The organism is Halothiobacillus sp. (assembly GCF_028710545.1).
Taxonomy (GTDB): domain Bacteria; phylum Pseudomonadota; class Gammaproteobacteria; order Halothiobacillales; family Halothiobacillaceae; genus Halothiobacillus.
Window position 1 is genome coordinate 20,839 of sequence record NZ_JAQTTX010000027.1, and the last position, 13,189, is coordinate 34,027.

General features: G+C 59.4%; 9 protein-coding genes and 1 pseudogene. 7 read left to right on the forward strand and 3 right to left on the reverse strand.

Annotated elements, in window-relative coordinates; translation table 11 throughout:
- The first annotated feature begins 21 nt into the window (after positions 1 to 21).
- The 6 genes from PHD44_RS07095 (at position 22) to PHD44_RS07120 (ending at position 9,439) form a co-directional block, all read left to right on the forward strand.
- The gene (locus tag PHD44_RS07095) at positions 22 to 846 is read left to right on the forward strand and encodes a copper resistance protein B (protein ID WP_300189690.1); all 825 of its coding nucleotides are present in this window, start codon (positions 22 to 24) and stop codon (positions 844 to 846) included.
- Positions 847 to 997: 151 nt separating this feature from the next.
- Positions 998 to 1,234 carry an SHOCT domain-containing protein gene (locus PHD44_RS07100; protein ID WP_049772436.1) on the forward strand — a complete coding sequence of 79 codons (237 nt, stop codon included), beginning with the start codon at positions 998 to 1,000 and terminating at the stop codon, positions 1,232 to 1,234.
- Between the two features lie 45 nt (positions 1,235 to 1,279).
- Positions 1,280 to 2,989: a multicopper oxidase domain-containing protein gene (locus PHD44_RS07105; protein WP_300189695.1), complete on the forward strand. Its 1,710-nt coding sequence runs from the start codon at positions 1,280 to 1,282 to the stop codon at positions 2,987 to 2,989.
- Positions 2,990 to 3,158: 169 nt separating this feature from the next.
- Positions 3,159 to 4,508 carry a TolC family protein gene (locus PHD44_RS07110; protein WP_300189698.1) on the forward strand — a complete coding sequence of 450 codons (1,350 nt, stop codon included), beginning with the start codon at positions 3,159 to 3,161 and terminating at the stop codon, positions 4,506 to 4,508.
- Positions 4,505 to 6,154 carry an efflux RND transporter periplasmic adaptor subunit gene (locus PHD44_RS07115; protein WP_300189701.1) on the forward strand — a complete coding sequence of 550 codons (1,650 nt, stop codon included), beginning with the start codon at positions 4,505 to 4,507 and terminating at the stop codon, positions 6,152 to 6,154. Before PHD44_RS07110 ends, PHD44_RS07115 begins: the two co-directional genes overlap by 4 nt.
- A 12-nt stretch (positions 6,155 to 6,166) precedes the next feature.
- Complete coding sequence (locus tag PHD44_RS07120) at positions 6,167 to 9,439, forward strand: CusA/CzcA family heavy metal efflux RND transporter (RefSeq protein WP_300189703.1); 3,273 nt, start codon at positions 6,167 to 6,169, stop codon at positions 9,437 to 9,439.
- Positions 9,440 to 9,661: 222 nt separating this feature from the next.
- Here PHD44_RS07120 and PHD44_RS07125 read toward each other — a convergent pair.
- From PHD44_RS07125 to PHD44_RS07135, 3 genes and pseudogenes are all read right to left on the reverse strand, one after another.
- Positions 9,662 to 9,941 (reverse strand): annotated as a pseudogene (locus PHD44_RS07125) (type II toxin-antitoxin system RelE/ParE family toxin).
- On the reverse strand, positions 9,941 to 10,168 hold the full coding sequence (locus PHD44_RS07130; RefSeq protein WP_300189706.1) for a ParD-like family protein: 228 nt from the start codon (positions 10,166 to 10,168) through the stop codon (positions 9,941 to 9,943). The pseudogene PHD44_RS07125 and the gene PHD44_RS07130 overlap by 1 nt, the downstream one beginning before the upstream one ends.
- A gap of 82 nt (positions 10,169 to 10,250) precedes the next feature.
- The gene (locus PHD44_RS07135) at positions 10,251 to 10,949 is read right to left on the reverse strand and encodes a sulfite exporter TauE/SafE family protein (protein ID WP_298219432.1); all 699 of its coding nucleotides are present in this window, start codon (positions 10,947 to 10,949) and stop codon (positions 10,251 to 10,253) included.
- A gap of 106 nt (positions 10,950 to 11,055) precedes the next feature.
- Between PHD44_RS07135 and hrpA the strand changes: the two genes are divergently transcribed.
- The coding region (gene hrpA / locus PHD44_RS07140) for an ATP-dependent RNA helicase HrpA (RefSeq protein WP_300189708.1) at positions 11,056 to 13,189 on the forward strand (2,134 nt) is incomplete at its 3' end.

Sequence of the window (13,189 nt, forward strand, 5' to 3'; positions counted from 1 at the left end):
CATGTCAACAGGAGCAAAACAATGAAGACGATCCCTACTTTTCTGCCGCCCGTTGCCACGTTGCTGCTGGCGGTCACAACCTCTTTGGCCCACGCAGCCGGGTATGCCCAATCGGCCAATGACTCCGGTAGCTATCAGGCGCCTTCCTTGGCCCAACAGCGAGCGGATGTTACGGCCATGGTGGCTCAGTCCGCTCGTCACGAAACCCACAATCCGCTGATCTATAAGGTCATGATCGATCGACTGGAGCGGGATTTTGGCAACAAGGGCAACTATACCCAGTTCGAAGGTCAGGCCTATATCGGCACCGATACCAACAAACTCTGGCTCAAGGGCGAGGGCAAGCGGCTCGGTGGACAGACCGAGGATGCCGACATCGAGGCCTATTACAGCCATGCCATCGCGGCCTTCTGGGATGCGCAGATCGGTATGCGGCATGATTTTTCGGCAGGTTCCATCCCGAGTCGCAACTGGCTGGGTTTCGGGGTTCAGGGTCTGGCGCCCTACAAATTCGATACGACCGCTACGGCGTATGTGGGCAACGAGGGGCGCACGGCCCTGCGTCTTTCCAGCGAGTACGATTTTTTCATTACCCAGAGGCTCATTTTCTGGCCGGGCGTGGAGTTGAATCTGTACGGCAAAAACGACCCGGAACGGAATATCGGTCGCGGGTTGGCTGATTCCCGCCTCGTATTACGCCTGCGCTATGAAATCCGGCGGGAAGTCGCGCCCTATGTGGGCATTCAGTGGACAAACAAATACGGCCAGACGGCCAGTTATGCCCGTACTAACGGGGAGGCGACAAGCGACATGCAGCTGATCGCCGGCCTGCGTTTGTGGTGGTAGCCGGATGCAAGCATCCGGTATCGATCTGTATGGGCCGAGCAGTCGCGGGGCGGTCTGATGACGATCCACCGACATCGATCCGCTTCGCGCTGCATGACAACGTTTTTATTTGGAGGGTATCGAAATGCCATTTTTTAATGAACATTGGGGAATGGGCGCTGGTTTTGGCGGCTTTGGCTTGATTTTTATGCTGCTGGGTGTGGTGGTAATGGCGCTCGTCGTCTTCGCCATTCTTCGTCTTTTGACAGGCAGCAATCGACCCGGGCCGACCGATCGGGAAGACCGTCGTGCCTTGAGTATTCTCGAGAAACGATTTGCGAACGGTGAAATCGATGAGGCGGAATACAACGAACGCCGCCGCATCCTGGAAGGGCGGGATCGGTCATGAACCAATCGCGACCGGTAAAAAATCACTTTTTAGGGGAAATGTGTCATGTCTCATGATTTTTCGAACAAATATCCAAACAAACCAGTACCAGCCGCTCAGCAGGATATGGCCATCGATTCACCCAAGCGACGGTATGCCTTGAAAACACTGGTTCAAGGGGCGGCCACCGTGCTGACCGGCGTCGCTTTAACGGAACAAATAACCACATCAGCCCAGGCACAGGCAATGGGGATGATGGGTGGCATGATGGGCGGTATGCTGGGACAGAATCAATCTGCCTCGATTTCCTCCGGCCTGTTCGCTCATCCAATGCCCATACCGCCGCAACTCAAAGGGGAGGCAGACAGCTCGGGTGTGCGCACCTATGCGTTGAATGTCATGGCCGGGCAGCACAGCGAATTGGTGCCGGGTCTTAAAACCGCAACCTGGGGTTACAACGGCGCCATCCTGGGCCCAACGATCCGTGTGCCTCAGGGGAAACCCGTTCGTTTCGATATCAGTAACGGGCTCGATCAGTCCACGACCGTTCATTGGCATGGCGCCCACGTTCCCGGTCATGCCGATGGTGGGCCGCACAACCTGATCGCGGCGGGAAAACAGACCTCGATCTCATTCTCATTGAATCAGCCAGCGGCCACTTTGTGGTATCACCCGCACCCGGATAGCAGGACCGGACCACAGGTCTATGCCGGTCTGGCGGGTTTTCTGCTCGTCGACGACGGGCTGGATGCCCGACTCGGGATGCCGCATACCTATGGTGTCGACGATTTTCCCGTCGTGATCCAGGATCGCCGCATCACAGAAAAGGGCCAGTTGGATTACATGAATTCCATGATGGATATCATGGGGATGAAGGGTGATCGGTTTCTCGTCAATGGTATCGAACAGCCCTTTGTCGGGGTACCGGGCCAATGGATTCGACTGCGCCTGCTCAACGGCTCCAATGCACGTATCTACAACCTGTGCTTCGCCGATGAACGCCCCTTCCACGTGGTGGCAAGCGATGCGGGTTTGCTCGAACAGCCGGTAGAACGAACTGAACTTGTTCTGGCACCCGCCGAACGCGCCGAAATCATGGTCGATCTTGGCGACATGCAGGGAAAGAAACTGGTGCTACAGAGCGATTCGGCCAAAGTGATTCCCGGGTTGAATCGCATGCCCATGGCTACGGATGGATACGATAAAGGCCACTTTGACCTGCTTGAACTTCGCGTGGGGGCGCCCACGGCAAAAACAGGCCATTTGCCCGAACGAATGGCGTCGATCCCCACGCTCAAGGCAGATACGCCAATACGCAAATTTACCCTGCAGGACATGGATATGGGCAAGATGCGTCGCATGATGATGGGCGGGGGATTGCAGTCTGATAACAAGTCCACCGGCCCGGGTGGGATGAGCATGGGGATCGGTGGCCGCCATCTGTTTTCGATCAATGACCAGTACATGAACCCCAAGGTCATCAACGAGCGCGTCAAACTCGGCAGCACGGAAATCTGGCATGTAGCCAATGACGGCATGATGGCGCACCCCTTTCATATCCACGGCATCTCATTTCAGGTGTTAAGCCGTGATGGTGCCCAACCGCCGGCTTATGAGCGGGGATGGAAAGATGTCGTACTGGTTCACAGTGGCCAAACGGTGCAACTGATCGCACGGTTCGACCAACCCGCCGGCGACGATCATCCTTTCATGTATCACTGCCATATTCTCGAACACGAAGACAACGGCATGATGGGTCAATTTACCGTGAGTTGAAAAAGGACCAAAGGTGTACTCGTTGCCCCTCCGGTCTTGATCGCCGGGTTCGCACTTCGGTTGTCCCTCTGAAGCGCGTTGTGCGGTGCCAGCGTTCTACCGGATGGTGTTTCGATGATTTTAGTTCTTAAGGTGTTCTTGTTGTATCAAGATGTTAGGAGTATTGATCATGCCTTTCTTATCGCCTTCGCCGTGGCGTTTGACCCGGTGGGTTTTCACTCGGAGCCTGATGCCGATTCAGCATTCGTTGCGCACGCTGGGCATGTTGCTGATCGTTATCCTCGCTTTGTCGGGGCTGGCACAAGCCGGTCAGAACACGTCGGGTCGTTCAGAGCAACCCGTCTTTTCAATAAGTCCGGATGCCACGCTTTCACTTCAGGAAGCCGAACAGTTGGCGGTGCAGAATGATCAGGGTTTGGCTGCTGCGGTAGCGACCGAATCGGCGGAAACCAGTTCGGCCAAGGCGGCCGATCAACTGCCCGATCCTGAGATTTCGCTCGGTGTATCGAGTCTGCCGCTCGATACCTTCAGTTTCACGCAGACGCCCATGACGACCACGGAGGTCTCGATCAGCCAGTCTTTGCCGCCGGGCGATACCTTGGCGCAGCGCGCCCTGGCCGCCGACGCGAAGATACAGGCCGCAACCGCAAACATCGCCGTGCAGCAACAAATACTGCGGCGTGAAGTGGGCCGGTTCTGGTTGACCGTCTACCGCGATCAGCAAACGCTGGCGCTGCTTGAACAGGAGAAGTCGTTGTATCAGCGCCTTCTGCGCAGTGCGCAAACGGCCTACAGCACCGGACGGGCCCGAGCGACTGATCTGGTTCGATTGCAAGTCCGCTTGGCGGAACTGGATGATCGCATCGACCGCCAGCGGGGTAGTACAGCGGCGACGAAAGCACGCCTGGCCCGCTGGATCGGGGCACGGGCACAGCAAGACTGGCCCAAGGCCCTGCCTTCCGCGCTGACAACCCTGCCCGAAGGGTCTGTGGAGCATCAACCGGAAATCAAAGCCTTGCAGGCGAATCTGGCCGAGGCCCGAGCGCTAACGGGCGAGGCGCGTGCCGCGTTCAAACCGAAGTTTGGTGTCTCGCTCGGGTACGGCATCAAGGCGGGCAACCAGCCGGACACGGTGAGTGTGGGGGTGAGCATGAGTTTGCCGCTCTTCACCGGTGAACGCCAGGCGCCCCTGCTGGCAGCGGCGCAGAAACGGCAACAGGCGCGGCAGTTGGCGCTGGAAAGCCGTGCCGCCGATTTTCATGCCGAGGCGCAGTCGCTCAAGGCCGATGTGGACAGCCTGACGACACGGATCGATCGTTACGACCGGCGGATTCTGCCCAAACTCAGGCAGGTCGCGACCCTGGCGCAAAACCAGTTTGGCTCTGGCGGCGGTGATTTTACGGCCATTATCGATGCCGAACAGGCCGAGATTACCGGTCGTCAACAACGCCTCGATTTAACGATTGATCGCGCCCAACGCTTGATCGATCTGCGTTACCTTCTGGAGAATCCCGCATGAAATCCTCAAAGAATAAAATCAGGCTGATTGCCGTCGTGTCGACCGGTGTGGCCGCCGGTGCGGGTGCGCTGATTTGGGCGCACACACCGATCAACTTCATTCGCCCGGTGCTGGCCGAAGCGACGCAATCGCCTGCAGCGTCCTCGTCGCAGGGAGATCATGCGCACGCTACGACGACGGCAGGCACCGATGCCAAGTTCGTGACCAAATACACCTGCCCGATGCATCCGCAAATCATCGAGGATCATCCGGGTACCTGCCCGATTTGCGGCATGGATCTGGTGGCGAAGCAGTTTCCGGCCAAATCATCCGAACAAAGCGCTGCACCGGCAGCTGCCGATGCGGCGCACGATCATGCGCGGCATGCCGAAACCGCGCCAACGGCAACGCAGACCCCTTCCACGCCCACGGCGGAAAAACCGGCGCCCGATGCCAAGTTCGTGACCAAATACACCTGCCCGATGCATCCGCAAATCATTGAGGATCATCCGGGCACCTGCCCGATTTGCGGCATGACCTTGGTGCCGAAACTGTTTCCGGCTGGCACGAAAGATAATACCGGTAGCGCCGCCACCACATCGGAGCAGAAAGCTGCTGCACCCGTGGTGAGCGAATCGGCGCCGTTGCCGGAAGTGGCGGTGGCGCCGCGTACCCTGCGCGACATGAACGTGGTGATGGCCCGTGCCCAGTGGCGTAATCTGACCCGCCAGATCCACAGCGTCGGGCTGGTGGCGCTGGATGAGAACCGTTTGTCGCATGTTCATCCGCGCGCGAGCGGCTGGGTGGAAACGCTGAATGTCCGCGCCTTGGGCGATACCGTCAAAAAGGGCGAAACCCTGCTGACCGTGTATTCGCCCGATATTCTTTCGGCAGAGAAGGATTTTCTGGTCGCGCTGAAAAGCGGCATGCCCGAGATGCGCGATGCCGCGCGGGATCGCCTGCGTCTGCTGAGCGTCCCCGAATCGGTGATCGAGCAGATTGCCCGTACGGGCAAGGTGGCGCGCACCATTCCGGTATTGGCACCGCAATCCGGGTACATCTCGGTCATCAATCTGCGCGACGGCATGTATGTCACCCCCAATCTGGACATGTTCACCATCGCCGATGCAAGCAAGATCTGGGTTCAGGTCGAGGTGCTGCCGCGGGATATGGAACAGGTCGCGGTGGGGCAGCCGGCCGAGATGACGGTCGATGGCGTGCCGGGCCGGGTTTGGAAGGGTACGGTCGATTTTATCTACCCCGAACTCGATCCAAAATCGCGCACACTCAAGGTGCGACTGGTGTTCGATAACCCCGATGGCGTGCTCAAACCCAACCAGTTCGCCGAAGTCGGCATTCGGGGGGTGGCGCAGGCCGATGTGCTGACCGTGCCGACGTCAGCCGTCATTCCCACCCCGCAGGGCGCGCGCGTGGTGCGGAAAAATGCCGATGGCAGCTTCCAGCCGGTTCGGGTGGATGTGGGGCAATCGGCAGATGGCTGGACGCAGATCACCGCGGGGTTGTCGCCCGACGACAGGGTGGTTGCCTCCGGGCAGTTCTTGATTGATTCGGAGAGTTCCATCCAGGCTTCCTTCGCCCGCATGACCGGCACCGCGCAGCCCGCTGACGACGCGGCATCGGCAGCGTCCGGCCAACACCAACATTAAGGGAGCGATGTCATGTTAAAAGCCGTGATTAACGCCTCGATCAACAATCGAGTGCTGGTGCTCCTGCTGGCTGCCATTCTGGCGGTGGTCGGCTGGTATTCGTGGAAAGCAACGCCGCTGGATGCGATTCCCGATCTTTCCGATACTCAGGTCATCATCAAAACCACCTATCCCGGTCAGTCGCCCCAAGTGGTGCAGGATCAGGTGACCTATCCGTTGACGACGGCGCTGCTCTCCGTGCCCGGCTCGACGGCGGTGCGGGGTTATTCGTTCTATGGCGATTCGTATATTTATGTCACATTCAAGGATGGCACGAACCTGTACTGGGCGCGCTCAAGGGTGCTTGAGTATCTCAATCAGGCGCGTTCCAGTCTGCCTGCTGGCGTGGAGCCACAACTCGGCCCGGATGCGACGGGCGTGGGTTGGGTGTATGAGTACGCGCTCACCGACCCCTCGGGCCAGATGAATCTGTCGCAACTGACGACCTTGCAGAACTGGTTCTTGAAATTCCAGTTGCAGACCGTGCCTGGAGTCTCGGAGGTCGCGACAGTGGGCGGCATGGTGCGCGAGTACCAGATCGTGGTGGATCCCGATCGTCTGCGTGCGTTCGGCGTGTCGCTCGCCACGCTGCGTAAGGCCGTGGCCGATGCTAATAAGGAAGTCGGCGGCGGCGTGCTGGAGCTCGGTGGCGCTGAATATATGGTCACCAGCCGGGGCTATCTTAAAAGCGTGGCCGACATCGAACGCATTCCGGTGGGCGTGACCCAAAGCGGCACACCGATTCTGGTGCGGGATCTGGGCACGGTTCGCCTGGGACCGGCGCCGCGGCGGGGGGTGGCCGATCTCGATGGCAACGGCGAAGTGGTTGGCGGCATCATTGTGATGCGCTCCGGTGAGAATGCGCGTCAGGTCATCGATGCGGTGAAGACCAAAATCGAACACTTGAAACCAAGCCTGCCCAAAGGAGTGGAAATCGTGCCCGTGTATGACCGCTCCGGCGTCATCAACCGGGCGGTAGATACCCTGAGCAGCAAACTGGTCGAGGAATTCCTCGTGGTGGCGCTGGTGTGTGCGATTTTCCTGTGGCACCTGCGTTCGGCGCTCGTGGCGATCATCGGCCTGCCCCTGGGCGTGTTGATGGCCTTCATCGTGATGCACGTACAAGGCATCAACGCCAACATCATGTCGCTCGGTGGCATTGCGATTGCCATCGGCGCGATGGTCGATGCCGCCATTGTGATGATCGAAAACGCCCACCGGCATCTGGTGGCCTGGCGCGAGACGCACGGCAGCCCGCCCAAAGGTGACGATCATTGGCGCTTGATCGCCCAATCAGCGGGAGAGGTCGGGCCGGCGCTGTTTTTCTCGCTGCTCATCATCACCCTCTCGTTCATTCCCGTGTTCACACTGCAGGCACAGGAAGGGCGCATGTTCGCCCCGCTGGCCTTCACCAAAACCTATGCGATGGCGGCGGCGGCGGGCCTGGCGATTACGTTGATCCCGGTGTTGATGGGGTATTTCATTCGCGGCCGGATTCCGCGAGAAGAAGCCAATCCGCTCAATCGCTTCTTGATTGCGCTCTACCGTCCGATTCTGCGTGCCGTGCTTCACTTTCCCAAAACCCTGCTGGCGATCAGTCTGATCTTCATGCTCTCGGCGATATTGCCTTTGGCCGGCGTGGGCGGGTATCTGGCCCCGCTCAAATGGGTGGGCGGCAGCGCCTGGCAGTTGCACGTCAGCGACTGGCAAAACGATTGGGCCAAGCGTTGGGCAAGCACATTCTCATTCGCGCCCAAAATAGCGGAACTGGGCCGGGGCTTGGGAAGCGAGTTCATGCCGACCTTGGATGAAGGCGATTTGCTTTATATGCCCACCACCGCGCCGGGGTTGTCCATCGGGGATGCGCGCTTGCTGTTGCAGCAGGTCGACGCGCTGATTGCCGAAGAGCCGGTCGTCAAATCCGTGTTTGGCAAGATCGGCCGGGCGGCCACGGCCACTGATCCCGCGCCGCTGACCATGATCGAGACCACGATTCAGTTCAAGCCCAAAAGCGAATGGCCCGAGGGCATGACGCTGCAAAAGGTGATCGACAACCTCAATCAGAAGATTCAGTTTCCGGGGCTGAACAATGCCTGGGTCATGCCGATCAAGACGCGGATTGACATGCAAACCACGGGGATTCAAACCCCGGTGGGTGTCAAGATCACCGGGCCCGATCTTCATCAGATCGACCGGATCGGCAAGCAGGTCGAGGCGGTGTTGCAGACCGTGCCGGGCACGCGAACGGCCTATGCCGACCGCACCAACGGCGGGCGTTACATCGAAATCACACCAGATCGGATCAAGGCCGCGCGATTTGGTTTGAACATCGGTGAAATTCAGGATGTCATCAGCTCGGCGGTCGGCGGGGTGGAAGTCACGCAAACCGTCGAAGGGCTGGAGCGTTTTCCCGTGAGTATTCGTTATCCGCGCGCCGATCGGGATAGCGTGAGCAAGCTCAAGGACTTGCCGATCGTGACACCGACCGGCGCCACGGTGGCATTGGGGCAGATTGCCACGATTCAGGTCACCGATGGCCCGCCGATGATCCGCTCCGAGGACAGCCGACCCGCCGGTTTCGTGTTCGTCACCACCCAAGGGGTCGATCTGGGCGGTTATGTGAGCAACGCACGCCGGATCGTGGCGGACAAGGTGAACTTGCCGCCGGGCTATGCCATCAGCTGGACGGGCCAATACCAGTACCTGCAACGGGCCACGGAACGCCTCAAGCAGGTCGTTCCCCTGACGCTTGCCATCATCTTCGTGCTGTTATTCCTGATCTTCCGGCATGGTGGCAAGGCCAGCTTGATCATGGTGACGCTCCCGTTTGCCCTGGTCGGCGGCTTTTGGCTGTTGTGGGCCTTGGGGTTCGAGTTGTCGATCGCGGTCGCGGTCGGCTTCATTGCGCTGGCGGGCGTGGCCGCGGAGTTCGGCGTGGTGATGCTGATCTATCTCGATCACGCCATCGAGGATCGACGCCGCGCCGGACGGCTGAACACCCGAACCGATCTGGCCGAGGCGATCATGGAAGGCGCGGTGTTGCGCGTTCGACCCAAGGCCATGACCGTGGCGGTGATTCTGGCGGGCCTGATCCCGATTCTGGTCGGGCACGGTACCGGTTCGGAAGTCATGAGCCGCATCGCCGCCCCCATGATCGGCGGTATGATCACCGCCCCGTTACTCTCCATGCTGCTGCTTCCCGCCGTGTATTGGTTGTGGCAGCGACGGCATTTGCCTGCAGGGTGAAAACGAGCCCCCGTGTTTCAGCCATCAAATGGCTTTGAGCGAGTTCACCGCGTGGCTGAGCGCGCGGTATCTCGTTTCATCGAAATTTGCTGTGAGGACATTCTCAACATAAAGGAGGACGAGCGACATGACGAAGGCAATCATCGGGTTACATGGCTCATCCCTGTGCCGCACGGAACCGCTGATTAAATCAGCGGTTACTTTTGTCTTTTTGTCCGGATTTTATCGCTTGATGTCGCGATAGAAGTTTTCATGCGGCCCAATCGCTTCGAGATAGATTAGCCGCACCGTTTCATCAAGCGTGTAACCAAGCAGATACAGCTGGTTATGGCTGTGGAATTTGTACACAAATAAATCAGCAAGATCCCCCCTTCTTTCGCTCCCCGACGCTGGGATCGGCGGCCACTACCGCTGCGGCGATATCGACATCGGCGGCCACCTGGTCATGAAGTTTCTTGTAGGCACGGGCAAAACGACGGGTTTGTTTGAGCGCGAAGCGCATCAACGCGATTTTCTAGGAACGAAAGCGGTAGCCTCTGCGCGTGGTTCGGCCAAAGAGACCAGTGATTCGGCAATGAAGCTGACGGGCAGATCAGGATTATCGAGTGCAGCACGCCCAACCTTTGCCCAATATTCGACTTGGCCTGCAATACTGCGGTGCTCGGTCAATGCCTCACTGCGTGCCTGCTCATACAGAGTCTGGTCAATGCGGATCGAAGTGGATGACATTTTTTGCTTTACCTCCTGTGTTGCCACAATTGTAGTGGCGGGCGCTGCGGCTTTCAATTCGTGTTGCTCGAAACGGCGCGAATCAACTGACTTGGATATTCCAGATCGCCGAGCCGATGGTGTACAGGCCAAAACCGAGCACGGCGGCGCCGGCGATCCAACGCACCCATTTTTGACGGGTCAGGGCGGAGAGCTGGGCGGCGAACGCGCCCATCAGCAGCAGATTCGGCAGCGTGCCGAGGCCAAACCCCAGCATCAGCAGCGCACCCTGAGCCGCGCTGCCTGCCGAAAGTGCCCAAATCAGCACGCTGTACACCAGCCCGCAGGGCAACCAGCCCCAAACAAACCCCAGCAGCAATGCCTGCTTCGGGGTTCTGACCGGCATCAGCTTGCGGCCCAGCGGTTCGATGTAGCGCCATAATCGCGAACCGACGCGTTCGATGCGCGTGAGCCCGAACCACCAGCCGCCTACGTACAGCCCCATCAGCACCATGAAACCACCGGCGATCATAAGCAAATACAGTTGCGCGTGCTGCATGGGGATCAGCGACAGACCCAGCGCGCCGATCAAACCGGCAATGGCACCCGCGACCACGTAAGAGGTAATCCGTGCGAGATTATAGGCAAGCAGATAGGGTAGAAGCTGGCCGGGCGTGGCGCGTTTTTCCGGCGGCAGGCCGAAGGTAAGCGCGCCGACAATGCCGCCGCACATGCCGATGCAATGTACGCCGCCAAAAAATCCGACCAGCAAGGCCGCCCAAAATGTCATATCTGCGGGCATGAAATCTCCTGAATCAAATGTCTTCGATTAAACGTAGGTTGCGGCACAGGGGGCGATGCCAATTCCCCTCAAAGTCCGACAGGCCCCGGTTGGACTTATTCAGACAATGATTAAGCCACTTGATTCGCGTCCGGGTATCCCCAACACTGACGGCATGAATTCAACACCACGCCAATCGCGGGATGCCGTCTCTTCCCGACCGACGCCATTATCCCCCCAGCCCGCCGATATTATCGATTTTTTGCGGACGAATCTGGTCGAGCTGCCGCTTGTCGATCAACCGGCCCTGTCCCGCCGGTTGGCCGGAGCCGAGCGTGCCTTGCAGCAGAATCGGCTGGATGCGGGGCGGCTGGGCGAATTGGTCAACGCTTTCGAGGCCAGCGCGGCCTTGTTGACCGAGCGCCGTTCGGTGGTTTTGACCATCGATTATCCCGCAGAGCTCCCCGTCAGCGGCCAGCGCGAGGCGATCATGGATTTGATCCGCGCGCATCAGGTTGTGATCGTGGCGGGGGAGACAGGTTCCGGCAAAACCACCCAGCTGCCCAAGATGCTGCTGGAACTCGGTTACGGCATCAAAGGGCTGATCGGCCACACCCAGCCCCGGCGCATCGCGGCGCGTAACGTGGCGAGTCGTCTGGCCGAAGAGCTGGGCGTAACGGGGTCGGGTGTGGTCGGGTACAAGGTGCGTTTTTCCGATCAGACGCGGGTGCAGAGCCGCGTTGCGGTGATGACCGATGGCATTTTATTGGCCGAAATTCACAGCGATCCGGATCTGTTGCGCTACGACGCGCTCATCATCGACGAAGCGCACGAGCGCAGCCTGAACATCGATTTTCTGCTCGGCATCGTGCGGCGCCTGCTGGATCGTCGCCCTGATTTTCGTCTGGTGATTACATCGGCCACGATCGATACCGAGCGATTCGCCCTGCATTTTGCCCGTAAGGACGCGTCGGGCGAGCCGCGTCCGGCACCCGTCATCACCGTGGCGGGGCGGAGTTTTCCGGTTGAGTATCGCTATCGTCCATTGACTGTCGCGCCGAATGAGGCTTTAGATGAAGCGGAAGAAGAGCGGGATCTGGCCGCTGCCGTCGTGGCCGCTGTCGATGAATTGCAGGCAGAAGCGCAAACGACCAGTGGCGGCGATATTCTGGTCTTCCTGCCGGGCGAACGGGAAATTCGCGAGTGCGCCCACCGGCTGGGGCGGCATGGATTGCGCCATACGGAGATTTTGCCGTTATTTGCACGTTTGTCAGCCGCCGAGCAGCAGCGGATTTTTGCGCCGCATACGGGGCGGCGCATCGTGCTGACCACGAACGTGGCCGAAACCTCACTCACCGTGCCCGGCATTCATTATGTGATCGATTCGGGGTTGGCGCGGATTGCCCGTTACAGCCCGCGCTCACGGGTGCAAAAACTGGCGGTGGAAGCGATTTCGCAGGCATCGGCGAACCAGCGGGCGGGCCGTTGTGGCCGAATCGCGCCCGGCGTGTGCATCCGTCTGTTCGACGAGCAGGATTTTTCCGGTCGCCCCGCGTTTACCGATCCCGAAATTTTGCGTACCAACCTTGCCTCGGTAGTGTTGCGGTTGATCGAATTGCGCTTGGGCGAGCCGGAGCATTTCCCGTTCATCGAACCGCCCGATTCACGCCAACTCGCCGGTGCCCGCCGCCTGTTGTTCGAGCTGGGCGCACTGGACGAGCGTCAGCGCATCACCAAGCTGGGGCGCCAGTTGGCGCGATTGCCAGTCGACCCGACTTTGGGCAGGATGGTGTTGTCTGTCTTGTCGAATGCGGATGCCACGTCGCTGGATACCCTGATCGTCGTGGCCTTTCTGTCGATACAAGACCCGCGTGAACGCCCGGCCGATCACGCGCAGGCCGCCGATCAGGCGCAACAGGCATTCCGCGTGGCCGACTCGGATTTCGCGGGCATTCTGGCCCTGTGGGATCAATGGCATACCGTGGTTCGACACGAAAATCAGCGCAAGCGACGCGACTGGGCGAAAAAGCATTTCCTCTCGTATAATCGGCTGCTCGAATGGCACGATCTGTTCGGCCAGTTGCGCGAACAGGCCGATGAAATCGGACAGGTCAAACTGCCCGATCCGACGCCTTTGCCCATAATTGTTGACGGCGATGAAGCGCCGCTGCGTGCGCGGCTCGATGCCCTGCATCAGGCGATGCTGCCGGGTTTGCTGGCACAGATCGGTCTGCGTGATGAAGCCACGCGAACAGACAAGA

Bases quoted from the DNA above. Each gene is read 5' to 3' on its own strand.
- PHD44_RS07095 (WP_300189690.1), top strand. From the start codon at position 22: ATGAAGACGATCCCTACTTTTCTGCCGCCCGTTGCCACGTTGCTGCTG.
- PHD44_RS07105 (WP_300189695.1), top strand. From the start codon at position 1,280: ATGTCTCATGATTTTTCGAACAAATATCCAAACAAACCAGTACCAGCC.
- PHD44_RS07120 (WP_300189703.1), top strand. From the start codon at position 6,167: ATGTTAAAAGCCGTGATTAACGCCTCGATCAACAATCGAGTGCTGGTG.
- PHD44_RS07130 (WP_300189706.1), bottom strand. From the start codon at position 10,168: ATGTCATCCACTTCGATCCGCATTGACCAGACTCTGTATGAGCAGGCA.
- PHD44_RS07100 (WP_049772436.1), top strand. From the start codon at position 998: ATGGGCGCTGGTTTTGGCGGCTTTGGCTTGATTTTTATGCTGCTGGGT.
- PHD44_RS07110 (WP_300189698.1), top strand. From the start codon at position 3,159: ATGCCTTTCTTATCGCCTTCGCCGTGGCGTTTGACCCGGTGGGTTTTC.
- PHD44_RS07135 (WP_298219432.1), bottom strand. From the start codon at position 10,949: ATGCCCGCAGATATGACATTTTGGGCGGCCTTGCTGGTCGGATTTTTT.
- PHD44_RS07115 (WP_300189701.1), top strand. From the start codon at position 4,505: ATGAAATCCTCAAAGAATAAAATCAGGCTGATTGCCGTCGTGTCGACC.